Genomic DNA, 22330 nt, shown 5'->3' with positions numbered 1-22330 from the left:
ACGCCCCATGAACGTCATCGTCGACTATGGACTCGGCAACCTGCGCTCGGTGCTCATGAAGTTCGAGCGGCTGAAGATCGCGGCGGTGGTGAGCGCCGACCCGACCGTGGTGCTCGCGGCCGAACGGCTGGTACTGCCGGGCGTGGGCTCGTTCGACGCGGGCATGCGCAACCTGCGCGAACGCGGCCTGATCGAAGCCCTGAACCGCCGGGTGCTCGAAGACCGCGTGCCGGTGCTGGGCATCTGCCTGGGCGTGCAACTCTTCGCCGCCGACAGCGAAGAGGGCGACTTGCCCGGCCTGGGCTGGATCGACGCCCACGTGCGCCGCATCCGCCCCCCCGAGGCCGCCCGGGGCGTGCGCGTGCCCCATGTGGGTTGGAACACTGTGGAACGCGCCCGCGACTGCCTGCTCTTTACCGGAATCGATCCGGCGCTTCGCTGCTATTTCACCCACTCCTACGCGGTGTTCTGCGATGATCCGACCCAGGCCCTGGCCACCACCACCCACGGCGAAACCTTCGCCAGCGTGGTGGGCAAGGCCAACATCCTGGGCACGCAGTTCCACCCGGAAAAAAGCCACCTGCACGGGCTCGCCATGCTCAAAAACTTCGCCACCCTCAGCTGATGCTGCTGCCACGCGTCATACCCGTCTTGCTGCTCAAGGGTCGGGGCCTGGTCAAGGGCGTCGGATTCTCCAAGCACGTCTATGTGGGCGACCCTGTCAACGCGGTCAAGATCTTCGACGCCAAGGAAGTGGACGAGCTGCTCATTTTAGACATCACCGCCACCCAGGAAGGCCGCATCCCGCCCCTCGAACTCGTACAGAAGGTCGCGGACCAGTGCCTCATGCCTTTCGGCGTGGGCGGCGGCATCCGCACCGTGGAAGACGCCCGGCGCATTCTGGCCGCCGGAGCCGAAAAGGTCTGTCTGAACACCGCCGCCCTGGAAAATCCCGACCTGGTGAGCGAATTGGCCTCCCAGTTCGGCAGCCAGAGCGTGGTGGTCTGCCTGGACGTGAAGCGCGGCTGGCTGGGTGGAGCCGGCGTGTGGTCGCGCTGCGCCGCCAAACGCGTTCTGCCCGACCCCGTGGCCGCCGCCAGACTCATGGTCGAAAAAGGCGCGGGGGAAATCATTATAAGCGACGTGGCCCGCGACGGAACCATGAGCGGCTACAACCTGGAACTCACGCGCCAGGTGGCCGACGCCGTGGACGTGCCCGTTATCGCCCTGGGAGGATGCGGCTCGCTCGAACACATCCGCCAGGCTTTCGACGCCGGCGCCCAGGCCGCCGCTGCCGGCGCTTTTTTCGTCTTCCATGGACCGCGCCGCGCCGTGCTCATCACCTACCCCGGCAAGGACGAACTGGCCGGCATTCGAGGACGGTAAGCGGGAAGATGGGAGGGGGAAGACCAGATGGAAGAGCCTCCGGCGGCCGGGGGCGAAGCTCGCCCCCGGCCCCCCGCGATGGGCAGGGTGTTTTCCGGCCGGGCGCGCCCGGCCGGAAAACACCCTGCCAAGAACGTCAGGCCATGACCGAATCCGTCCCCAACCAACTTCCTCCCCGCGTCGCCCGTCGTCCGGGACCAAGGCGCGCCTTGGCCCCGGACGACGGGCCGCTGGGGAGCCCCGAGGGGGTCACTCCCTCGGGCGGGATGCAGGGGCGGCGCCCCTGCTTTTCTCTTCTCCCCCCCCTCTTCCTCCTTCTCTTTGGAGCCTCCCCATGTGCGGCATAGCCGGGGTGTACCGCCTGGGCGGGGCCAGGGACGACGACGCAGCGCTGGTTGCGGCGATGAACGCGGCGCAGGCGCATCGGGGTCCCGACGCCGAGGGGATTTCGCGGGTGGGGGCGTGCGTGTTGGGGCACCGTCGACTGGCCATCATCGACCTGTCGGACGACGGCCGCCAGCCGTTCGTGTCGTCCTGCGGCCGGTATCATCTGGTATTCAACGGCGAGGTGTTCAACTACATCGAGTTGCGCGAGGAGCTGGAGGCCAAGGGGCGCGTATTTCGTACGAAAACCGACACCGAAGTGCTGCTGGCCGCGTTTATGGAATGGGGCCGTGCATGCCTGGACCGGCTCAACGGCATGTTCGCCTTCGCGGTGTACGACGTGGAGAAAGGGCGTCTGTTTCTGGCCCGGGACCGTTTCGGCATCAAGCCGCTCTACTGGGCCAAGTGGAACGGAGCGCTGGTGTTCGCCTCGGAAATCAAGGCGCTCCTCAAGGCACGGGGACTTTCGCGGGCCGTGCATGAGGGCGCGCTGTTCGATTACCTGGTTTTCAACCGCACGGACGTGGGCGAGGACACGTTTTTCGCCGAGGTGAAGCGTCTGCCCAAGGCCAGTTGGGCCGAATGGGGGCCGGACGGCGAGCGCCGAGGCGTGTGGTGGAATCCGAAAAATTTTCTGGGCCGTCACGAGGACGTGGGCTTCGACCAGGCCGCGGCCGCGGTGGAGGAACTCATCATCTCGGCCGTGACCCTGCGCATGCGCAGCGACGTGCCGGTGGGGTCGTGTTTGAGCGGTGGGCTCGATTCGTCGATCCTGGTGGGGGTGGTGTTCGACCGGCTGGGCGCGGGACCGGGCTTTTCGGCCTTCACGGCGGCGTTTCCCGGAACGGCGGTGGATGAAACCCGCTACGTGGACGACATGGCCAAGCGTTTCCCGTTCACGAACCACCGGATCACGCCCACGGCCGAAACGGCCCTGTCCGAACTCAAGGCCCTGGTCTACCACAACGACGAGCCCACGGGCGGAGCGGCCATCTACGCCCAGTACGAAGTCATGCGCCTGGCCAGGGAGAACGGGGTCACGGTGCTGCTCGACGGCCAGGGCGGGGACGAAGCCTTCGCCGGGTATCAGTATTTCCACGGCTTCTGGCTGTACGGGCTGTTGCGCTCGGGCAAAGTCCGGACCTTCGGCTCCGAACTCGCGCGGGTTCTATCCCGACGCCAGGACAAGTCCGCCCTGCAAACGCTGGTGTTTCTCTGTCTGCCCAAAGCGCTCAGACGCTTGGCCTTGCGCCGGCAAAATCCCTTCGTCGAGCGGGAGTTCTTCGACGCGCACATGGACCAGAGCGTCATCGCCCGGGAGTTTTTCGGCGTCGGGAACCTGGGCGAGTCCCTGGCCGGACACTACGACTACAAGCTCGAACACCTGTTGCGCACCGAGGACCGCAACTCCATGGCCTTTTCCATCGAGTCGCGGGTGCCGTTTCTCGACTACCGGTTGGTGGAATACGTGCTCGGCCTGCCCGACGAATACAAGATTTGCGGCGGACAGACCAAGTACTTGCAGAAGCGGGCCGCCGGGCGCTACGTCACGTCCTCCATTCTGGAGCGCAAGGACAAGTTGGGCTTCGCCACCCCCATGGACGCCTGGATGGCCTCACCCGCGTGGCAAGACCTGGCCCGCCAGAGCGCCGAGCGCGCGGGCAGGGACTTCCCCGGGGTCTTTGATCCGGCCGGAGTGTCGTTTGACAAGGCGGACCATTGTTGGAAAGTTATCCAGCTCGCCCTCTGGCGCGAAATCTTCGCCTAAGTCCCGACCGGACGCCTGCGGGCCTTGAACCCCGCGGACTCGACCCCGGTCCCGGACGCGGCGGTTCCCGAACAAACAGCGAAAAACGAGGCGGATCGTGGTATATATCGGCATCAACGAGGGAATAAACGCCTCCGTGGCGGTGTGCGACGCCGGCCGCATGGTCTACGCCTTGCAGGAAGAACGCCTGAGCCGTGAGAAGAATCATATGGGATTTCCCCATTTGGCCCTGGACGCGGCCATGGATTTCTGCGGGCTCAAGGCGGACGACGTGCGCGGGGTGTGCCTTTCCAACCGACACAGCCCGGATGTCACCCTGGAGGACTTCAAGCGCCAGTACGCCGAAGCCGCCAAGGACTGCACGTCGCTGGTGCGCGACGGCAACGTGGAGACCCTGTGTTACCTGGCCTATAGCCACTTGGGTCCGGGGTTGCGCGGGAAGGTGAAAAACACCCTGCTCAAGGGAAAGTTCGCCAAGCGCAACCGCACCATGGAGGGCCACCTGGCGGCCCACGGCCTGGGCCAGGTCCCGACACTGCGGGCCGAACACCACTTCAACCACGCGGCCGCGGCCTATTACGGCCTGTGCCGGGACTTCTCCAAGCCCTACGTGGTGCTCACCCTGGACGGCGGCGGGGACGACAGTTGCTCCCACGTGTATCTCGCCCGTGACGGCAAGCTCACTCTGCTGGCCAAGACTCCGTCGGGACATTCCCTGGGCCAGATCTATTCGGCGGTCACCTATTTCATGGGCATGACCCCCCACGAGCACGAATACAAGCTCATGGGCCTGGCGCCCTATCCCGACCCCAAGCATTCGGACTGGATCGCGAACACCTTTCGCTCCTATCTCGACCTGGACCCCAAAAACCCCATGCTGTTCAGGCGCAAGATCGCCGAACCCACCCATCGCCTCATGGGCCGTCTGCGCCGAGACTTTGTTCGGGTACGCTTCGACAACCTGGCCGCCGGGCTCCAGGCCTTTGCCGAGGACCTGCTGGCGCGCTGGGCCAGGGCCGTGGTTTCGGCCACGGGCGTGGGCCGGGTGCTGGCGGCGGGCGGGGTGTTCATGAACGTGAAGGCCAACAAACGCATCGCCGAACTGGGCGAGGTGGCCTCGTTCGAGGTCTTTCCCTCCTGCGGGGACGAAACCCTGCCGTTCGGCGCGGCCTGGGCCGCCCAGGCCGAAGCCGACCCGTCCACGCTGGGCAACATGCGTCTGGACCACCTCTACCTGGGTCCCGAGGCCGGCGCCGACCTGCCCCAGGCCCTGAAACGCTTCGCCGGCACAATCACCGCCGAGCGCCTGGACGATCCCGAGGACGCCGTGGCCGGACTTTTGGCCCGGGGACGCATCGTGGCCCGCTGCTCGGGGCGCATGGAGTTCGGGGCCAGGGCCCTGGGCAATCGCTCGATCCTGGCCAACCCCTCGGACCTGGGCGTGGTGCAGGTGATCAACCGCATGATCAAGCAGCGCGACTTCTGGATGCCCTTCGCCCCGGCCATGACCCGCGAAAGCGCCGAACGCTACGTGGCCATTCCCGAATCGTTGCCCAAGGATACCATCTCGCCCTTCATGATGCAGACCTTCGACACCACGGACCTGCGTCCGCACTTCATGGCCGGCGTGCACAACGCCGACCGCACGGCCAGGGCCCAGATCGTCACCGAAAAGAGCAACGCCCGCTTCCACAAGCTCATCGAGCGGTTCGGGCAGCTCACGGGCCAGTCCGTGGTGCTCAACACGTCGTTCAACCTGCACGGCTACCCCATCGTCACCGGGGCCGTGGACGCCGTGGACGTGCTCCTGCGCTCGGGCCTGGACTGCGTGGTGGTGGACGACACCCTCATCCGCAAGACCGCGGGCACGGCGTGAACGTCTGTTTCGACCTGGGCCACCCCGGGCACGTCCATTTTTTCCGCCACGCGGCCAGCCTGCTGGAAGCCAGAGGGCACCGGGTGTTCTTCACCTGCCGGGACATGGCCATCGTGCACCGGCTGTTGGCCGCCCAGGGACGAAAAGCCGCCTCCATGGGGGCCAAGCGCCAGGGACGCCTGGGACTGGGGATCGAACTGGCCGAGCACACGACCCGGCTGGCCGCTTTTCTGGTGAAAAACCGCATCGACGTGACCGCGTCCATAGGCGGAACACTGTGCGTGGTGGCGGCCCGGATCACCGGCCGACCCTGCGTGGTCTTCACCGACACCGACACCGCCACCATGGAAAACCGTATCGTCTATCCCCTGGCCACCTGCCTGGCCACGCCCCAGGGGTATCCCCACGACCTGGGAAACAGGCAGCGCCGCTACCGGGGATTGCACGAGCTGGCCTACGCGCATCCCGACCTCTTCACACCCGATCCGGCCGTGGCCGCGCGCTACGGGCTGGACCCGCAACGGCCTTACAGCGTGGTGCGCCTGAGTTCCTGGGAAGCCGGCCACGACCTGGACATGCGCCGGGCCCAGCCGGCCGAAAAGCTGGCCCTGGTGGCCCGACTGGCCGAAAAGGGAACCGTGGTGGTGGTGCCGGAAGGCGACTACCCGAAGGAACTGGCCGCCGTGGCCCCGCCCCTGACCCCGGCCCTGGCCCCGGAGGACTTCCACCACCTGCTGGCCTTTTCCCGCTTCTGCCTGACCGAAGGAGCCACCACCGCCTCGGAAGCCTGCCTGCTCGGCATTCCCGGACTCTACATCAACCCGGCCCGGCCCTTTTACATCGGTGAACTGGCCGCCTACGGCCTGCTTGCCCTGGCCCGCCCCGGACACGACGACCTGACCCAAGCCCTGGAAGCCCACCTGCCCCTGTCCGACGACCGCGCCACCTGCCGCGACACGGCCCGGCGCATCGTGGCCGAACGGGTGAATGTGGCCGCCTTCGCCGCCGACCTGGTGGAGGAGTTCGGCCGGCGGTAGGGGCAGAGGAAACGGCAAGCGCCTCTGGCGGCCAGGGGCGCCGCCCCTGGACCCCGCTGGGGGCGGAGCCCGCCCCCAGCCCCCCGCATGTGGCGGACTGGCTCCCGGGCCGGCAAAATATTTCGTGAATCACAAGCCCCGGTCCAAAACCGAAGTCTTTATGCGTCTTCAGGCGATGCGCGGATGTCGAATCGCGGTCACGCACAGGGGGGGGACCGGGGGGAGTCACTCCCCCCGGCCGCCGGAGGCATAATTTTACCCGTCAGTCGCTCGCGCGCTCCTGGCCGGCCGCTTCGGCGGCCAACTGTCCGCAGGCGGCGCTGATGTCCTGTCCTTTGCTCTTGCGCAACGTGACCGTGACGCCCTTGTCCCAAAGCATCTTCTGAAACGTTTCCACGCGGCCGGGGTCCGGGGCTTGGTAGGGCAGTCCGGGCGAGGGATTGTAGGCGATGAGGTTGACCTTGCCCTTGACGCGCGAGAGCAGGCGCACCAACTCCCGGGCGTGCTCCGGGGCGTCGTTGACTCCGCCCAGCAGCACGTATTCGAAGGTCAGGCGCTCCCGGGACTTGAGGGGGTACTGGGCCAAAAGGGCCAGCAGGGAATCCAGGGGCAGACGCGCGGCCTTGGGCATGATTTCGGCGCGCAACTCCTGGGTGGGGGCGTGCAGGGACACAGCCAGGGAACCGAGCCCGGTACGTCCGTATTCCAGGATTCCCGGCGCGACGCCCACCGTGGACACGGTGATGCGCCGCGAGGAAAAATCCAGCCCCTGGGGATGGTGAAGCGATTCCAGGGCGGTGATGAGGTTGCGGTAATTGAGCAGGGGTTCCCCCATGCCCATAACTACCAGGTTTCGCAGCCCCAGGCGCCCGCCGGCTTGGGCCAATTCACGCCGGGCCACCAGAACTTGGCCCAGAATTTCGCCGTGGGTCAAATTTCTGGTCAGGCCCAGGGTTCCGGTGCGGCAGAAGGTGCAGCCCATGGAGCAGCCCACCTGGGTGGAAAGACACTGGGTGAAGTGGTCCCTTTCCGGGATGAGCACGGTTTCGATGGCCTGGCCGTCGGCCAGCCCGAGCAGGAGCTTGACCGTGCCGTCGCGACTCTGAAGCCGACTGAGCACCCGGGGGGAGACAAGCGTGGAAACCTCTCCAAGGGCCTTGCGCAGGTCCTTGGAGAGGTTGGTCATTTCTTCCGGGTCCGTGGCCCCTTTCTGCCACAGCCACTGCCAGACCTGTCTGGCCCGGTAGGGCGGCTGTCCCAGTCCGGTGACCAGGGTTTCCAGCTCGTGGAAGCCCAGGTCCAGGAGATTGGGCTTGTCGGAGGAGGGGATCATCCTCCCAATTGTTCCTTCTGGGCATAATGCTTCACGAAATCCACGGCCTGCTCCACCGAGGCCACGTCCCCGCACACCTGCGCTTCGAGCAGGGCGTCGCGGATGATACCCACGGTGGGTCCGGGATGCAGCCCGGTGATGGTCATGATCTCGTTGCCGTTGAGCAGGGGCTCCAGCTCTTCCTCAGGCACGTGCGTGCGTTCGAGCATCTTGAGGTTGTGGTTGAATTCCTTGTAGTTGCCGCCCCGGCTGCGGATATCGGCCCGGGCCAGCTCGATGAGACGGGGATATTCGGCCAGGGCCTGGAAACGTCGGATGCCCTTGTCCGTGAGCATGGAGAAAAACCGCGTGTGGTTGCGCACCAGGTGGCAGACCAGATCGATCTCCGTGGACGTGAAACGCAGGTGGGTGAGGATCTTGCGGGTCACCTTGGCCCCCACCCGGTGATGCTGGTGGAAAGTCCACACGTCGTCCACGATTTCGGCGGTGTAAAGCTTGCCCACACCGATGAACAGGCAGGAAAAGGCCCCGAACCAGTCATAGGGCAGCTCGGCCGAGTAGTTGCGCATCACGGCCAGGGCGTGGTCGAAGACGGTTTCTTCCTCGTTGTCGTTTTTCTTCTGCTTGATGCGGGCCAGGGCCGCCACCTCGGGAATGAGCCCGTGCAGGATCATGGACTCGTAGAGCAGGTTGACGAAGGCGGCCAGGTTGGAGGCCTCGACCTTGCGCCATTCGTCCACGATGTCGGTGACCGAAACGTAGTCCAGCACCCGTTTGGCCCCGCGCAGGATGGCCATCCAGGTATTGGGCTCCACGGGGATGCCGAAATTGGCCGAAAAGCGCATGGCCCGCACGGCGCGCAAGTAGTCCTGGCGCAGGGTCTGGTCGGGAATGCCGCGCAGGCGCACCACGCCGGCGGAAAAGTCCGCGAAACCGTCGAAGGTGTCGGCCACCTTGGGCATGAAGGGACACACCAGGTTGGCCGGCAGTTCGTCGGTTTCGGCCAGATGCTTGAGCATGCGGGTGGTCATGCGGGTGAGGCACTCCTCGGGATGGGAGGCGTCGGCCGTGTCGGCGGGGAGAAAAAAGAAGGTCGCGGCCCCTTCGTGCAACTGGGCGAAGGGTTCGCCCTGGGAAGGCTGGACGCTGGGAAAGAGCTTCTGCAATTCTTCGAAACTGGCGTCGGTGCAGATATCGAGTTCGGGCTTGGGCAGTCCTTTGAGGACTTTGTTCTGCAAGGTGGCGTTGACCACGTAGGCGTCCGACCCATTGCGCCCGATGGCTTTGCAGATGGCGACGGCGTCTTTGTACGGCTGACTCATGAACCCTCCGCGAAAAGCTTTTTGCCGAAAGCCTCATGCACGAGGCGTCCGGCCACAAAATTGGCGCGCACGGCGCCGGTGAGCGTCTGGCCCAGGCAGGGCGTGTTCTTGCCCTTGGACACCAGCGCCTGGGCCGTGACCTTCCAGGAAGCCTGGGGGTCGAAAAGCAGAAAATCGGCCGGATCTCCCGGAGCGAAGCGATTGACCGGCAGGTTGAAAAGCTCACCCGGCCTGTGGCACCAAGCCCGCACCAGGGCCTTGGCGGAAAGCGCCTTGCGGGTCACCAGCCCCCAGGTCAGGCACAACGCGGTCTCGAAACCGGAAATGCCGTTGGGGGCCTCTTCGAAGGGGGTTTCCTTTTCATGGGCGGCATGGGGGGCGTGGTCCGTGGCCAGGATGTCGATCACCCCGGTTTCCAGGGCGTCGAGCAGGGCCTGCTGATCCTGGAGGGTGCGCAGCGGAGGGCTGACCTTGGCGGCGGTGTCATAGTCGCCCACGGCGTCCTCGGTAAAGGACAGATAGTGGGGGCAGGTCTCGGCGCTCACGGCCACCCCGCGCGCCTTGGCCTGGCGGATGACCTCCACGGTGTGGCGGCTGCTCACGTGGGCCAGGTGGATGGAGATGCCCAGGTACTCGGCCAGGAGCACGTCGCGCGCGGCCTGGATGGCTTCCCCCACGTCGGGCTGTCCGCGCAGGCCCAGCCGGGCGCTGAGCACCCCTTCGTTCACGCCCGCGCCCGGGGCCAGAGTGGGGTCTTCGCAGTGGTCGATGACCGTGAGCCCCAGGTCCGAGGCGTACTCCACGGCCCGGCGAAAGATTTCCGTGCTGGCCACCGGGCGTCCGTCGTTGGACACGGCCTTGCAGCCGGCCCGGGCCAGTTCGGCCATGGGGGCCAGACTCGTTCCCTCCAAGCCCATGGTGAGCGCGCCGATGGGAAACAGGCGCGGCCCCCGGGGGTGGGACAGGGTGGCCCGGTCGAGCATGAACTCGGTGACCGAGGCGTTGTCGTTGACCGGACTGGTATTGGCCATGCACATGACGTTGGCAAAACCGCCCTTGGCCGCCGCGGCCAATCCCGTGGCGATGGTTTCCTTCCATTCCTGTCCGGGTTCGCGCAGGTGGGCGTGGGCGTCGGTCAGGCCCGGCAGCAGCACCAGGCCCGAGGCGTCGGCCACCTTGGCCCCCTCGGGCGCGGGCTGGCTTCCGGCCGGTTCGAGCCCCACCACCCGGCCCTTGGCCAGGAAGAGGTCCACCTGATCTTCGGGACGCTCGGCAGGCGTGGCCGCGCGAATCACCATATCGACTTGGGACACGGCGTTACTCCTTGCGTTCCTTGCGGGTGACGAGAAGGTGCAATACGGCCATGCGCACGTCCACTCCGGCGCTCACCTGGTCGAGGATCAGGCTGCCCGGCGAGTCGGCCAGGTCCGACGAAATGTCCATGCCCCGGTTGATGGGACCGGGGTGCATGACGACCACGCTTTTGGCCGCCTTGGCCAGGTGGCGTTCGCCCAGGCAGTAGCGGGCGGCGTATTCGCGCAGGTCGGGCAGAAGTCCGGCCTGCTGGCGTTCGAGTTGCAAGCGCAGGCACATGATGACATCGACCCCGCGCGCGGCCTCGTCCAGGTCGGAAAAGTACGGAACGCCGAAGGACTGGGGCGCGGCCGGCAGCAGGGTGCGCGGGGCGCACAGACGCACCGTGGCTCCCAGCTTGGTCAGAAGGTCGATGTTGGACCGGGCCACCCGGCTGTGGGCGATGTCGCCCAGGATGAGCACGTGTTTCCCTTCCATGCCGCCCAGTCGCTCGGTGAGGGTGAAGGCGTCGAGAAGGGCCTGGGTGGGATGGGCGTGCCAGCCGTCGCCGGCGTTGATCACCGAACAGGCCAGGCGTTTGGCGATGAAGTCCGCCGCCCCGCTGGCCTGATGCCGGATCACGATGGCGTCGGGATTCATGGCCTGCAAGGTGAGCACGGTATCCTTGAGGGATTCGCCCTTGGCCAGGGAACTGCCCGTCTTGGCCAGGGCGAAGGTGTCCGCCGAAAGGCGCTTGCCGGCCACGTCGAAGCTGGTCTTGGTGCGGGTGGAGGGCTCGGCGAAAAACAACACCACGGACTTGCCCTTAAGGATCGGCACCTTTTTCACCGGACGGCTGTTGATCTCGTGGAAAGACTTGGCGGCCCGCAGGATTTCTTCGATATCCTCGCGGGAAAGCTGGTTGATGCACAGCAAGTCCTTATGTGGCCAGGTCATGGAGTTCCTTCCGGCTTTTAAGGTGGCGTTCGGCGCGGCGTCGACGGTTTTCCCATACGCACACCGCCGCGTCAATCGTCCAACGCGATTTCCAGGTCGGCGGGAAGCATGGAGAAACGCGCCTTGGACCCGGCGCGCACGGTTCCGTAGTCGGAAAGGCCCAGCGCCCGGGCCGGAGTGCGGGTGACCATGGCCAGGGTGTCGACCGGGGAACAGGTCCCGGGAAACGTCTCCAGGAAAAAGCGCAACTCGTCAAAGAGGTTGAGCGTCTCCACCGAGGCCGTGGAGTCCGTGCCCAGACAGAGCGGAACCCCGGCCGCCAGGAGCGCCGCCGGATCGGCCCGCCCCGAGCCGATGAGCGCGTTGCTGCGCGGACACAGGCAGACCGTGGCCCCGCTGCGGGCCAGGGCGGCCACGTCCCCAGGGGTGAGATGCACGGCGTGCACGGCCAGGGTGCGTTGGTCCAGAAGCCCCAGGGAGTCGGCCCAGGCCGTGGGGGTGCGGCCCGGCGGTCGGAAATCCTTTGGAATAAGCCCGCGCTTGAGGGCCAGGGCGAACTCTCCCTGTCCCGTGGCCAGGACTTCGAGTTCGGCTTCATGTTCGGAAAGATGCAGGGAAAAGGCGCGTCCATGGGCCAGGTCCCAGGCCTTGGCCGCGCGCAGGTTTTCCGGCGACGTGGAATACAGCGCGTGTCCGGCCAGACTCAGACGCGCGGGGGCCACGTCTTGCGGGAGCGACCAGGGCGCGTAGCCGATGACCTCGTGCTGCACCACGCCGCCCATGTCCGCCTGATCCAAAGCCCGAGCCACCAGGGGAGCCACGCGTGTGGCCACATCGGCCACGGCCGCGGTTCCGCAGGACTCCAGATCGTCCAGGGCCCGGGCCACGTCCTGGCCGGTCACGTCGTACAGGGGCTGGTCCATGAGCCAGCGCACCCAGGCGGGAAATCCCCGGCCCCGAAACGGCGGGGGAGAAAGATGCGAAAGCTCCAGGTGGGTGTGGGCGTTGACCAGGCCGGGCAGGAGCGCCACCTGGCCCAGGTCTTCCACGGGACCGCGGTGGCGTCCGCGCAGGCCCGGCCAGGAACCGACCTCCACGATGCGATCGTCGACCACGGCCACGGCCGCGTCTTCGAGGACCGGACGCCCCGGCTCCATGGAAAGCAGGCGCGCGGCCCGCAACACGTACGCCGGCTTGCGGCGAAGCGCCCTCAGGCGGCGCATGGGTGTATGGTCATGGTGAAACGTTCTCCCTTGATGAACACGATGTCTTTGCGCTCCAGGCCGAGCGCCCGGTAGGCCGGGGCCAACTCCCCGGCGTGGCCGAAGAACTCGCCGCTGAACCGGGATGGCACCTCCAGACGCGCGGCCCTGCGGCCGTCCAGCAGTTCGGCCACGTGGGCGAGAAGCGCCCTGGCCCGCACCCGCATGCCCAGCGCCGGATGCCACGGTCCGGCCAGGCGCGCGGCGAGAAGCCCGGGCTCCGGGGCCAGGCCGATGCGAGCCACGTTCACTCCGGCCCGCCACAGGGCCAAAACGGTTGCGGGAAGGACTTCCAGGCACAATTCCAGAGACCACGGTTCGAACGCGCCCCTCCGCCATACGGCTTCCAGGCCGGTTCCTTCAAGCACCAGACAAGGGTGCAGGCGCACAAAAGAGGCCCCCAGCCTGGCGGCCTCGGCCGCGTCGGCCTCCAGATCGTCCGGCGTGTGCCCGGGCAGGCCGGGCAGCAGGTGCACGCCAAGGTCCAACCCGGCTTCCAGCACCTGTTCGCAGGCCCGGCGGCTGGCGTCGCCGTCGTGGCCACGCCGGGCCAGGGCCAGGGGTTCGTCCTGAAAGGACTGCACGCCAAGCTCGATCCGGGTCAATCCCGCGTCGGCCAGGCGCGCCAGCAGTCCGGGCGACACGGCGTCCGGCCGGGTGGAGCAGCGAATGCCCGATACCGCCCCCCGCGCCCGAAACGGAGCCGCGACCTCCAGAAATCGAAAGGCGAAATCGTCCGGCAACGCGGTGAACGTGCCGCCGTAAAAGGCCAATTCATGCCGACGGGAGGACGTGCGAAGCGCAAGGGCCTGGCCCAGGGCGTCCACCTCGCGCTGCAGATCCGGCCGGGCCTTTCCGGACTGTTTCTCCTGGGCGCAGAAGAGGCAACGTCCGGGACATCCGGCCTGCGGGAGAAAAACTGGAAAAACAGGAAGATACGAAACCGGAGGCTGAGGATGCGAAAAAGGAACCATATTTTCGGCCCTTGCTGGGGTCACTTTTTTCCAAGACCTCTTGCAAAAAAATTTCTCACGCGCTAGCAGAGAGTTATGTGTTTTCCCACGAGCATTTGCCTGGAGGCGGAGAAGAACAGATGACCGATCCGAATTGTATATTTTGCAAAATTGTTGCCGGCGAACTCCCCTGCGCCAAGGTGTACGAGTCCGAGCGCGTCCTTGGGTTTCTCGATATCGCTCCGGTGCGGCCGGGGCATTGCCTGCTCATCCCCAAGGCGCATTATCCCGACCTGTACGCCCTGCCCCCCGAGGAAGGGAAAGCCCTGCTCCACGCGGCCGCCGTCGTGGGCCGAGCCATGGAGGCCGCCTTGGGCTCCACGGGGTGCAACATGGGCATGAACGTGGGAGCCAGCGCAGGTCAAATGGTTTTTCACGCCCACGTTCACGTCATCCCCCGAGTGGAAGGGGACGGGCTGTCCCTGTGGCCTCAGACCGGCTACGAGTCGCCGGATCAAATGCGGAGCTTGGCCATGGCTATCGCGGCGCAAATTCGTTAACCATTACCGCCCCCCTCGGAGGAGCCATGAGCGGCAAGACTTTGACCAAGGCGGACATCGTCGACTTCATCTATGAAAAGACCGAAAAGAACCGGGCGGAAGTAAAGGTTTTGGTGGACAACCTGCTCGATATCATGCGCCAAGCCATCAAGCGCGATGGATCGTTGCTGGTGTCGGGGTTCGGCAAGTTCGACGCCTACGACAAGCGCGCCCGGAAGGGCCGCAATCCGCAGACCAGCGACTCCATCGTGCTGCCCCCCCGCAAGGTGGTGGTGTTTCGGCTGTCGCGCAAGTTTCGGGCGGAACTCAATCCGGAGGAGGAAGCCTAGTACCACAAAACCCCAAAACATGACACCCTCGAATTGATGCGGGTGCGGAGACACGGGTGTGCCGGTTTCCGCACCCGCTTGCAGTCTCGGCCGCGCGTCGACGCGTCACTGGGCGATGACAAAAGCGTCGGGATAGTCCTTGCGCAGCCTGTCCAATCCGGCCTGGGCTTGCGCCAGGGTCGGGAAGGTTCCGGCCTGAACCCGCAGCAGCCATTGCCCCGTCTGGCTTCCTTCTTCTATTCTCGATTCCAGGTATCCCTTGCGCAACATGTGCAAAATGGTTTTGTCGGCATTGGAGCGCATGGAAAAGGCCCCCACCTGCACATAGAACGGGCCGGGCAGCTCGCCGTCCTTCTGGCCCGGAATGGCGCCCACCGTGGCCAGACGCACCCGGGCCGTGCCTTTTCCGGTCATGCCGAGGGCGAGGGCCGCCCCGCGTGAAAGATCCACGATACGCCCCGAGACAAAAGGCCCCCGGTCGTTGACCCGCACATGCACCTGGCGTCCGTTTTCCAGGTTGGTGACGCTCAACATGGTGTTCATGGGCAACACCTTGTGAGCGCAGGTCATTTCGCACATGTCGTAGGTCTCGCCACAGGCGGTGCGCTTGCCGTGAAAGTCGGGTCCGTACCAGGAGGCCACGCCTTCCTCGGCAAAGCCGTGGGCCGAAGCCAAGGGGTAGTAGGTTTTGCCCCGGATGGTGTACGGCCGCTGCGTGCCTTTGCCCGTGTAGACGACGGGCTTTTTCGAGGAACAGGCCGCCAAGGCCAGGCAGAAGAGGACCAGAACAAGGGCCGTGATACGCTGGCGCATGATTGCGGCCTAAGCCAAGCCAGGAATTCCCGCAAGCGGGCGCGCGGGCTTGGGCGGCGTCCGAGGAGAAAAATGCGCCGCAAGGCCAAGAACCTGTTGACAGGCACCCCCTGTTGAGCTAATACCAGCGCTCTCGCGCGTTGGGGGATCGTCTAGCGGCAGGACTATGGACTCTGACTCCATCAACCTAGGTTCGAATCCTAGTCCCCCAGCCAACGCGCACCATGCGTCCCCATCGTCTAGCCTGGTCCAGGACGACGGCCTTTCACGCCGTTAACAGGGGTTCAAATCCCCTTGGGGACGCCAAGAAAATTCAGGGACTTACAGCAAGCAAGCCGTAAGTCCCTTTTTCTTTCCCCACACTCTTCCCCACAAACTCGTTGGAAATCGGGCATTCCACCAGCCCGTCACCCCTTGCTTGTGGGGAGCGTCGAGGGGGAAATGCGTCGCCCGCCATGAGCGGGGGCCTGTCACCTCCGGGCTTCCCCACACGCGTTCCCCACACCTGTCTTCCCTTGTGGCATTGAGATTGCTACGCGCGCACGCGCGTGCGTCAGTGTTCACTTTCGCTGCTACAGCCCCATTTCCCCTATCGCGCGTAGTTGTTTCCGATGCCTATTTTAACCTATCGCGCGTAGTTGTTTCCGCGCCCCCCATGACCACGCAAAAAGGGCCTGCCCCTCGCGGAACAAGCCCCCTTTCCCCGTACCAGGATCGCGCGCACGGTCCCGGACGGTGTATGTGTAGGCCCCGGCGATTAGACCGACAAAGTCGGCTCGATTTTCGCCTGTGAGCCTGTGAAATTCATCAAGCGCTTGCCATGAGCCCGGAGTTTCTGACGCTGTTCAACTCCGATGTTCGGATTTCGCCCAAGACGGTATGGCCAGCACGGGCATGGCTCATGAATGCCGTAGCCCAGGAAGGCGTCGCAGTCCTTCGCGCCCTCGGGCCGGCAGTCGGCGCACTTGCCCTTGATGACACGGAGCAGGGACCGGCTCACGCCCTCGGGGATGCTCCCCAAACGGTAGGGATGGAACGGACACGTCACGGATGGACAAGCCGCCACTTCCGGCGAGGACCCGCCGCAACACCAGACGCAGTAGGCCCGGATCGCCACCAGGGGAGAACGGCGCTTGCCTTGGAAAATGGCGCTCATTGGCCAGCCTCCTCTACCCGCAACCGGGCTTCGTGCTGAATACAGGCTCGCCACCTGGCGGAGTGTGCCGAGTCACGGCTCACGTGGTTCTTCGGCACGGCCAGCCAGGCCACCACGCCATGCGGGTCATGCTCGAACCGGACCAAAGCCGCCAGGGAGGGATCGGTGGGCGGAATGGGAGGGACCGCCTCTTGTCCAAGGCTCAGGGTCGAACCCCTATGCTCAATATTCTCAGTATTCTCAGAATACCCCTCTGAAGCCCCTTTCGGGGCAATTTTGAGGATTGTGAGAATATTGCTCCTAGGTGTTGATCCTTGAGCGCGGGGAGGCTCAACCTCGGACCACTTTTCAGCGAACCCCATGGCGTGCCTCCCAAGTCAGAGGGTTGACCGCATAGGCCGGGCTCGGTTTTCTCCCCGGTCCGGTCCTGTCCGCCTCCATTTGAAAGATGAAGGCCCGTTCTTCCAGGAGCGCCAGGCCGGGGTTGACCTTTTCCATGGTGGGAAAGCGGCCCTTGACCTTTTGGAGCGCGTCCCGCGCCGTGAACCGTTCCACCCGGTCACGCACGATCCAATGCAAGACGGACTTGGCGCACTCTTGGGCCGGGTCCGTGCCCATGAGCGAGTAGGCGGCCCTGGCGTGTTCGGCCAGGATCGCAGCCACGCTCAAGGCGGATTGCATGACCTCTCGGGTGATGGCCTGCCGGTGGGGCTCCTGGACGGTGGCGACATGAAACAGGCCGGCGAGGCGCACGGCCTGACCGGGGAACTTTCCGGCCCAATCCGTCATGTGCTCGAACTCCCCGCCGGGGCGAAGCTCCGTCTCCACCATTTCCGAGAATCGCCGCCACAAGTCATAGGCCTCAGGCTCCAGGCAAACACGGTAGGCGGTGGGCTCGCCGTGCTCATCCAGCGCCCACGGCAGGGCCAAGAGGCGATGCAAGGTGGCCTTCCAGGCCTCGGCAACCTCGAAGGGAATGGGGGGCGTCTCCGTGGTCCTGCTCCCCAAGCGGCTTTGCGGCATGAAGAAAAGGAAACGCCCAACCAGGCCGCGCCCTCGGAAGCCGGGCCGGTTGGCAAGGCCCTGGACGATCTCGGGTTGCGGGGAAATGCACAGGGTCAAATGCGGGTCCGTCAGGAAAATGGAGTCCCGCCCGCGTCGGTCTATCTGGCAGGGCTCCCCGCTCCAGAATTTGAGCACCGCGTCAAGATTGGGAACGCCGTTGGAATACTTCCCGGCCAGGGTGTCGAACAGGCCGCCCTCCGCCTCCAAAAGGCCGATGCGCTCCCCGTGTTTCTCCATAAGCGCCCCAAGAGCTTCCGGCGTGAAGTCATCGGCCAGCAGGCGCGGGGAAGCGGGCACGTCGGGCAGCTCGCGCTCCATGGCCTTGATCTCCTCGACGATCTCCCGCCGGGCTTCGGGCGTGGCGGCCCTGCCCGCGTTCTGCCGCTTCTGCTCGATGGCCTTTTCCAGGGTCTTGCGCTCGCTCTCAGCGTCCCGAATGACTTCGGCGGCTTCTATGCGGGCCTGTTTCTGCCACTCCACCAGGGGACGCTTGCAGGCCTCCACCGTTGCGGACTTTCTTTCCCCCGGAGGCAAAGGGCACAGGGCGTAGTGGTTGAGCCCTTCGGAGTAGCCATCCTTCACCTGGACGCGAAACTTGCGTTGAGCGGCCACGGCGACCGCTCCCAGCGAATTGCAGAGGGCAAGCTCAAAGGGAACTTGTACGGCTTCCGCCAGGGCAGCGGGGAACTCCCGGAGGATGCCGGGCACGATCTCCGGCGGAATGGGCGGCGGGGCCTGCTCCTCGAAGAACACGGGAGCGCATGGCGCTGGTTTGGCCTGCTCAATGCGCTGGGCAACCCCCACCACTTCGGCCAGGTCGCGGGCGTTGTCGTGCGCTCCGTCGAAGATGGCGAGGGACGCATCAACCAGCCGTCGCCGGGTCTCCATCTCCCCGACGATGCGAACGGCTTCATTGAAGTTGCCGGTGAACCCCGACGCGAAGCCAGCCAAGTAGGGCCGCCCCCCGATCAAGTCGAGTTCCCTGGATTGGGCCAACGCTTCGGCCAGGGTCAACATGTCCAGGGGCGTGTTTTGCTCCTTGAGCCGGAGCATGGCCCTGAACACGGTTTGGTGCTCACGGCTGTAGAAGCTCCCTGCCGTCAGACCCACGTCGAGCATCCGCTCGGGGCGCGACAGGATGCCCGCAAGCACCGATTGTTCGGCGTCAGGGTCCGCAGGCGGCGTTCTGGTCAGGTCGGGATTCTGGTTGACGGCGCGGGTCAGGTCGGTCACAAAGGGGGTGCGGAGCCCCTTTCCATTTTTTTCCGCAAGGCCCGGCCCCCCAGCCGGGCTTTTGCTTTGCATGGGGCTATTCGGCATCGGGAGCCCCCTACCGGCCCGCCCGCTCGGGCATGGTGTCGATGGTCAGAACCTTGCGGGCGTTGCGGAAGGATTCCAGGTCGGCGGGATCGTACAGAACGCGCCGCCCCAGCTTGGCGTATTTGGGGCCTTTGCCCTGGCTTCGCCAGACTTCCAGGGTCCCGGCGGACAAGCCCAGAAAGGCCGCCGCGTCTTTGGTGTTGAGACTTTTACCCATGGCGATTCTCCTTGTGGAAGTTTCGGCCCGGTGGGGCCGGGTTAAACTTCTGATTGGAGAACACCTAGGCGAAGAAAAATCGAGGTACGCCGTATCGTAACCCTCTGCCGTATCGTGAAAAAGGTACGCCGCGTCGTGAGGCGGGTTGTTCACGGCGCGGCGCGGGGAAGCACGATACGGCGGGGGGAGCGGGAAGGGGAGAAGCTAAGGATTTACGCGGGCTCCAACGATACGGCAGGGGGATCGCGGTCGCCGTCAACCAAGTCATCCGGGAGCCCCCGACGCATTGCGCGGAGTGCTTCACGAGCAGGCCTAGAGCCAAAACGTGTTTCCCACATTTGCTCGTGTTGAAGGTAGGAACAGGCTTTCCCCGCTTGGGCGCACTCCACGGCAAGGCTAACGGCTTGCTGAAGGCGTCCTGCCCACCGTCCTGCTGTAGTTTGTGCCCGTGCCTCATTGGCCGGGGCGGTTCTGGGGGCCGGCATGTCGTTTTCGTTTGTGCCAGCCTTCAGGCGCTCAATCTCTTGCGTCAGGCGCTCGTTTTCCTGGCGGGCCTGGGCAAGCTGGGTTTCGAGTTCGGCAATCCGCTTGGGAGATTGAGCAGACGGAGCTTTTGAAAAAAGTTCGGGGTGTTCCGATTCAAACTGCTCAATATCCTTGAGATGGAACAATGCTGAATCAAGATTATGCACATCGAAAATCAAATTATCAAACTGGCGCAACCCTTCAAAGTCAGAACGGGACATTGACAATCCTCCAGTACACCGGGAGATGTTCGTTTGATTGGATCAATTTTACGAGCTGTGCAGGGCTTATATTCCACCTCTTACAAAGACAGTCCGAAGTTAAGAAGGTTGTGTTTGATGTTTCATAGTCTTCAATTATTTCGTTTGTGTTGTTATCCGTGGCTATAGGGTACGTTAAAAATGGGCATTGTTTCTCGTGCGCAACAACTTCAGGTCTAACGAGATATATCCCATCTAAATCACACCAGTCGTCATACTTCCAATCAAGTTGAGCTATGTGAGTGCAAAGGTATATGTTTTCGCCTTTTGGATTTATTCTTGGCTGCTTGCGGCAAAGAAACAACGTGAAGTCATATTGTTGCAGTCTTTCCCCAAAATCTGGATTGTCTTCATTCCATCGTTTCCGAACGTCTTCGGCAAGTTCAATGTCATTACTGGAAAGTACTTGCTCTTTCTGAAGCTCAACGCTTCCCATTCTAAGCCCCCTCGGCTTCATCCCTGAATGAATCCCCGCCCAGGCCGCCAGGGACGCGGCTTTTCGGATGGCCTATCCTAGGGCGGGGAAATTGTTCTACGCCTCGGCTGGCGCGTCCGCCTTCGCCGTGGGCACGGGTTCCACGAGTTCCCATCCGGTCGCCTCATGTTCGGCGCACCACAGGGAATGTGCTTGCTGCATGTTCAACCAGAGGTCGGGCGTGGTGTTGAAGGCCCTGGACAGACGCAAGGCCATGTCAGGCGTCACCCCGGCCCGTTCGTTGAGCACGGCGGACAGATGCTTTCGGGACACTCCCAGCGCTTCGGCCAGCTTGGTTACGGTCAGGCCCAAGGGCTCCATATACATGCGTCGAAGAATGCCGCCAGGATGGGACGGCTTGCGCGTCATCTTGCGCCGCAACGGTTCAGTGGTAGTCGAGGTAGTCAACATCGTGGGCGTCTCCTTGCTCCATGCGAAATATCAGCCGCCAGTTGCCAGACACTTTCACTGCCCAAAACCCGGCCCGGTTTCCCTTCAGCGGGTGCAGGGCCGAACCTGGAAAGCCCATGTCCTCGGGACGGCGGGCGTTGTCGAGCAGGTCCAAGATGTCCGTCAGCTTTTGGGCGTGCTTGGCCTGAACGCCCTTGGTGGAGCCGTCCAGGAAAAGCGTTTCCAAGCCCTTGTGCTTGAAGCTCCTAATCACTGTAACCACTCTGGTTGCGGCTGTCGAGATTGACCACCTTGGCCTTGGGTTCTTCCTGGGCAGCTTCACCGAACAGCCGGCCCGCCACGTCGGACGCGCGCTTCAAGGCATCGTCCCTCAAGTGGGCATAGCGTTGGGTCATGCGCGGGCTCTTGTGGGTCAAGAGCGTCTGAAGCTGGTACAGGTCCACTTCGCCGCTTGAGGCCAGCGTGGACGCATAGAGGTGACGCAGGCCGTGCAGCGGGCGGAACTCGGCGGGCAGGCCGGCGCGGGCCTTGATCTTGTTCGAGGCAATCTGAACCGTCGTGCGCTGTCCGCCCCCCTGGCCGGGGAACACGTAGGCGCTGCCCGGCGTCCTGGGATGTTCCTTCAGCACTTGGCGGGCCATGACGTTCATGGGAATGCGCGAGGTCTTGCCGCCCTTGGGAGCCCGCAACGTGATGTGCCCGCGCTCGAAGTCCAGGTCGCGCCATTCGAGCTTGAACAACTCCCCGCGCCGCATTCCCGTGTACAGGGCCAGGAGCATGAGCCCCTTGATTTGAATGTTCGGTTCCTCGGACAGGGCCTTGAGGAGCCGGGCCAGTTCTTCGGGGTTCAGGTCCTCGGTGGTTTCGTTGTCCACTCGGGGAATGGCGATGTGGAGCTTGTGCGGGTCCGGGGCCTCGGCAAGCCCCTTGGCCGCGCCGAAGCGGATGATGCGCCGAAGCAGGGCTAGGACGTGCTTGACCGTCTGGGGGCTCTTGCCGGCCTTGGCCAGCTTCAGACGGAGCCGGTCCACGTCCAGGGTGATGAGCCCGGAAGGCTCCCGATCTCCGAAGGCGGGGAGCAGATACTTGCGGGCGCGGCTGTCATCGGTGCGCAGCGTGTGCGCCCCTGGTCGCTCGGGATGGTGGCGCTTGTACTCCTCCCACAGGCGGGCGACGGTCCAGCGGTTTTCCTCCGCCTCCCTGGCGGCCCTGATCTTTTCCCGACGCACGGCGTTGGGGTCTTCGTCTCCCTGAATGCGACGGGCGCGCAGGGCGTTGGCCTTGGCCGGCGTCATGTCGTCCTGAAACTGCCGCCCCGCCTTTTCCTCGATCAGCTTCCCGTCACGCCGGTAGCGGATGTAGTACACGCGCTCGGGCTTGCCCGTGCCGGTGGCCTTGGCCTCGATGTAGGTGACGCCAGGGTACTGTGTTTTGATTCTCTTGACAGCGGACATGTCGGCTCTCCTCGCGGGGTGTTACAGGGGAGCCGCCAAGGACGGTGTTCACGCGGGAGCCGTCGAAATCCTTCCCCACAGTTTCCCCACACTCTTCCCCACACGCAAGGCAAAAATAGGGGGTAGACGGGGGGAAGTCAAGGGAAAGAACTTCTGTGATTATTGGAGATATTG

At 64.6% G+C, this 22330-nt stretch carries 22 protein-coding genes and 2 tRNA genes; 9 read left to right on the top strand and 15 right to left on the bottom strand.

Annotated features, from left to right (window positions below):
- Positions 1-7: 7 nt before the first annotated feature.
- The 5 genes from hisH to ACYQ01_RS13160 all read left to right on the top strand — a co-directional run bounded on the left by hisH (position 8) and on the right by ACYQ01_RS13160 (position 6451).
- On the top strand, positions 8-625 hold the full coding sequence (gene hisH, locus ACYQ01_RS13180; protein ID WP_459934318.1) for an imidazole glycerol phosphate synthase subunit HisH: 618 nt from the start codon (positions 8-10) through the stop codon (positions 623-625).
- A complete protein-coding gene (locus tag ACYQ01_RS13175) occupies positions 625-1386 on the top strand; it encodes an AglZ/HisF2 family acetamidino modification protein (protein ID WP_459934317.1) in 762 nt (253 codons plus the stop codon). Before hisH ends, ACYQ01_RS13175 begins: the two co-directional genes overlap by 1 nt.
- A 334-nt stretch (positions 1387-1720) precedes the next feature.
- Positions 1721-3538 (top strand): asparagine synthase (glutamine-hydrolyzing), encoded by a 1818-nt coding sequence (gene asnB / locus ACYQ01_RS13170; RefSeq protein WP_459934316.1) that lies wholly within the window; start codon positions 1721-1723, stop codon positions 3536-3538.
- A 97-nt stretch (positions 3539-3635) separates the two neighbouring features.
- Entirely contained in the window at positions 3636-5414 is a 1779-nt protein-coding gene (locus ACYQ01_RS13165; RefSeq protein WP_459934315.1) for a carbamoyltransferase C-terminal domain-containing protein, read from the top strand.
- Entirely contained in the window at positions 5411-6451 is a 1041-nt protein-coding gene (locus ACYQ01_RS13160) for a DUF354 domain-containing protein (RefSeq protein ID WP_459934314.1), read from the top strand. The genes ACYQ01_RS13165 and ACYQ01_RS13160 overlap by 4 nt, the downstream gene beginning before the upstream one ends.
- Positions 6452-6713: 262 nt before the next feature.
- Here the strand turns inward: ACYQ01_RS13160 and rlmN are convergent, their stop codons facing one another.
- The 6 genes from rlmN to ACYQ01_RS13130 form a co-directional block, all read right to left on the bottom strand.
- Positions 6714-7784 (bottom strand): dual-specificity RNA methyltransferase RlmN, encoded by a 1071-nt coding sequence (gene rlmN / locus ACYQ01_RS13155; protein WP_459934313.1) that lies wholly within the window; start codon positions 7782-7784, stop codon positions 6714-6716.
- Positions 7781-9106, bottom strand: a complete 1326-nt coding sequence (locus ACYQ01_RS13150) for a tRNA nucleotidyltransferase/poly(A) polymerase family protein (protein WP_459934312.1) — start codon at positions 9104-9106, stop codon at positions 7781-7783. Before ACYQ01_RS13150 ends, rlmN begins: the two co-directional genes overlap by 4 nt.
- Positions 9103-10419, bottom strand: coding sequence for a dihydroorotase (locus tag ACYQ01_RS13145; RefSeq protein ID WP_459934311.1), 1317 nt, complete (start codon positions 10417-10419; stop codon positions 9103-9105). The genes ACYQ01_RS13150 and ACYQ01_RS13145 overlap by 4 nt, the downstream gene beginning before the upstream one ends.
- 4 nt (positions 10420-10423) lie before the next feature.
- The gene (locus ACYQ01_RS13140; protein WP_459934310.1) at positions 10424-11356 is read right to left on the bottom strand and encodes an aspartate carbamoyltransferase catalytic subunit; all 933 of its coding nucleotides are present in this window, start codon (positions 11354-11356) and stop codon (positions 10424-10426) included.
- A 71-nt stretch (positions 11357-11427) separates the two neighbouring features.
- On the bottom strand, positions 11428-12579 hold the full coding sequence (locus ACYQ01_RS13135) for an amidohydrolase family protein (protein ID WP_459934309.1): 1152 nt from the start codon (positions 12577-12579) through the stop codon (positions 11428-11430).
- On the bottom strand, positions 12567-13592 hold the full coding sequence (locus tag ACYQ01_RS13130) for an elongator complex protein 3 (protein WP_459934308.1): 1026 nt from the start codon (positions 13590-13592) through the stop codon (positions 12567-12569). Before ACYQ01_RS13130 ends, ACYQ01_RS13135 begins: the two co-directional genes overlap by 13 nt.
- A 119-nt stretch (positions 13593-13711) precedes the next feature.
- On the opposite strand from ACYQ01_RS13130, the gene ACYQ01_RS13125 reads away from it, so the two are divergent.
- The gene (locus ACYQ01_RS13125) at positions 13712-14131 is read left to right on the top strand and encodes an HIT family protein (protein ID WP_459934307.1); all 420 of its coding nucleotides are present in this window, start codon (positions 13712-13714) and stop codon (positions 14129-14131) included.
- Positions 14132-14157: 26 nt separating this feature from the next.
- A complete protein-coding gene (locus ACYQ01_RS13120) occupies positions 14158-14460 on the top strand; it encodes an integration host factor subunit alpha (RefSeq protein WP_459934306.1) in 303 nt (100 codons plus the stop codon).
- Between the two features lie 105 nt (positions 14461-14565).
- Here ACYQ01_RS13120 and ACYQ01_RS13115 read toward each other — a convergent pair whose 3' ends face one another.
- The gene (locus ACYQ01_RS13115) at positions 14566-15273 is read right to left on the bottom strand and encodes a septal ring lytic transglycosylase RlpA family protein (protein ID WP_459934305.1); all 708 of its coding nucleotides are present in this window, start codon (positions 15271-15273) and stop codon (positions 14566-14568) included.
- 141 nt (positions 15274-15414) lie between these two features.
- On the opposite strand from ACYQ01_RS13115, the gene ACYQ01_RS13110 reads away from it, so the two are divergent.
- A tRNA-Gln gene (locus tag ACYQ01_RS13110) sits at positions 15415-15488 on the top strand.
- Positions 15489-15501: 13 nt separating this feature from the next.
- Positions 15502-15579, top strand: a tRNA-Glu gene (locus ACYQ01_RS13105).
- 451 nt (positions 15580-16030) lie between these two features.
- Here the strand turns inward: ACYQ01_RS13105 and ACYQ01_RS13100 are convergent.
- The 8 genes from ACYQ01_RS13100 to ACYQ01_RS13065 all read right to left on the bottom strand — a co-directional run bounded on the left by ACYQ01_RS13100 (position 16031) and on the right by ACYQ01_RS13065 (position 22156).
- Positions 16031-16429, bottom strand: coding sequence for a hypothetical protein (locus ACYQ01_RS13100; protein ID WP_459934304.1), 399 nt, complete (start codon positions 16427-16429; stop codon positions 16031-16033).
- Positions 16430-16777: 348 nt separating this feature from the next.
- Positions 16778-18799 carry a YfjI family protein gene (locus tag ACYQ01_RS13095; protein ID WP_459934303.1) on the bottom strand — a complete coding sequence of 674 codons (2022 nt, stop codon included), beginning with the start codon at positions 18797-18799 and terminating at the stop codon, positions 16778-16780.
- A 25-nt stretch (positions 18800-18824) separates the two neighbouring features.
- Positions 18825-19031, bottom strand: coding sequence for a helix-turn-helix domain-containing protein (locus ACYQ01_RS13090; RefSeq protein WP_459934302.1), 207 nt, complete (start codon positions 19029-19031; stop codon positions 18825-18827).
- Positions 19032-19243: 212 nt separating this feature from the next.
- On the bottom strand, positions 19244-19777 hold the full coding sequence (locus tag ACYQ01_RS13085; protein WP_459934301.1) for a hypothetical protein: 534 nt from the start codon (positions 19775-19777) through the stop codon (positions 19244-19246).
- Positions 19764-20252: a hypothetical protein gene (locus ACYQ01_RS13080; RefSeq protein ID WP_459934300.1), complete on the bottom strand. Its 489-nt coding sequence runs from the start codon at positions 20250-20252 to the stop codon at positions 19764-19766. The genes ACYQ01_RS13085 and ACYQ01_RS13080 overlap by 14 nt, the downstream gene beginning before the upstream one ends.
- 96 nt (positions 20253-20348) lie before the next feature.
- Entirely contained in the window at positions 20349-20702 is a 354-nt protein-coding gene (locus tag ACYQ01_RS13075; protein WP_459934299.1) for a HigA family addiction module antitoxin, read from the bottom strand.
- Complete coding sequence (locus ACYQ01_RS13070; RefSeq protein WP_459934298.1) at positions 20677-20955, bottom strand: type II toxin-antitoxin system RelE/ParE family toxin; 279 nt, start codon at positions 20953-20955, stop codon at positions 20677-20679. Before ACYQ01_RS13070 ends, ACYQ01_RS13075 begins: the two co-directional genes overlap by 26 nt.
- The gene (locus tag ACYQ01_RS13065) at positions 20948-22156 is read right to left on the bottom strand and encodes a tyrosine-type recombinase/integrase (protein WP_459934297.1); all 1209 of its coding nucleotides are present in this window, start codon (positions 22154-22156) and stop codon (positions 20948-20950) included. Before ACYQ01_RS13065 ends, ACYQ01_RS13070 begins: the two co-directional genes overlap by 8 nt.
- Positions 22157-22330: the final 174 nt, after the last annotated feature.

Source organism: Fundidesulfovibrio butyratiphilus, from assembly GCF_054657235.1.
Note: the sequence above shows the minus strand (reverse complement) of the source record. Positions and strands in the feature narration are given on the sequence as shown.

Coding starts and splice junctions, on each gene's coding strand:
- hisH (WP_459934318.1), top strand. CDS start 8: ATGAACGTCATCGTCGACTATGGACTCGGCAACCTGCGCTCGGTGCTC.
- ACYQ01_RS13175 (WP_459934317.1), top strand. CDS start 625: ATGCTGCTGCCACGCGTCATACCCGTCTTGCTGCTCAAGGGTCGGGGC.
- asnB (WP_459934316.1), top strand. CDS start 1,721: ATGTGCGGCATAGCCGGGGTGTACCGCCTGGGCGGGGCCAGGGACGAC.
- rlmN (WP_459934313.1), bottom strand. CDS start 7,784: ATGATCCCCTCCTCCGACAAGCCCAATCTCCTGGACCTGGGCTTCCAC.
- ACYQ01_RS13150 (WP_459934312.1), bottom strand. CDS start 9,106: ATGAGTCAGCCGTACAAAGACGCCGTCGCCATCTGCAAAGCCATCGGG.
- ACYQ01_RS13140 (WP_459934310.1), bottom strand. CDS start 11,356: ATGACCTGGCCACATAAGGACTTGCTGTGCATCAACCAGCTTTCCCGC.
- ACYQ01_RS13135 (WP_459934309.1), bottom strand. CDS start 12,579: ATGCGCCGCCTGAGGGCGCTTCGCCGCAAGCCGGCGTACGTGTTGCGG.
- ACYQ01_RS13130 (WP_459934308.1), bottom strand. CDS start 13,592: ATGGTTCCTTTTTCGCATCCTCAGCCTCCGGTTTCGTATCTTCCTGTT.
- ACYQ01_RS13125 (WP_459934307.1), top strand. CDS start 13,712: ATGACCGATCCGAATTGTATATTTTGCAAAATTGTTGCCGGCGAACTC.
- ACYQ01_RS13120 (WP_459934306.1), top strand. CDS start 14,158: ATGAGCGGCAAGACTTTGACCAAGGCGGACATCGTCGACTTCATCTAT.
- ACYQ01_RS13115 (WP_459934305.1), bottom strand. CDS start 15,273: ATGCGCCAGCGTATCACGGCCCTTGTTCTGGTCCTCTTCTGCCTGGCC.
- ACYQ01_RS13100 (WP_459934304.1), bottom strand. CDS start 16,429: ATGAGCGCCATTTTCCAAGGCAAGCGCCGTTCTCCCCTGGTGGCGATC.
- ACYQ01_RS13095 (WP_459934303.1), bottom strand. CDS start 18,799: ATGCAAAGCAAAAGCCCGGCTGGGGGGCCGGGCCTTGCGGAAAAAAAT.
- ACYQ01_RS13090 (WP_459934302.1), bottom strand. CDS start 19,031: ATGGGTAAAAGTCTCAACACCAAAGACGCGGCGGCCTTTCTGGGCTTG.
- ACYQ01_RS13085 (WP_459934301.1), bottom strand. CDS start 19,777: ATGTCCCGTTCTGACTTTGAAGGGTTGCGCCAGTTTGATAATTTGATT.
- ACYQ01_RS13080 (WP_459934300.1), bottom strand. CDS start 20,252: ATGGGAAGCGTTGAGCTTCAGAAAGAGCAAGTACTTTCCAGTAATGAC.
- ACYQ01_RS13075 (WP_459934299.1), bottom strand. CDS start 20,702: ATGTTGACTACCTCGACTACCACTGAACCGTTGCGGCGCAAGATGACG.
- ACYQ01_RS13065 (WP_459934297.1), bottom strand. CDS start 22,156: ATGTCCGCTGTCAAGAGAATCAAAACACAGTACCCTGGCGTCACCTAC.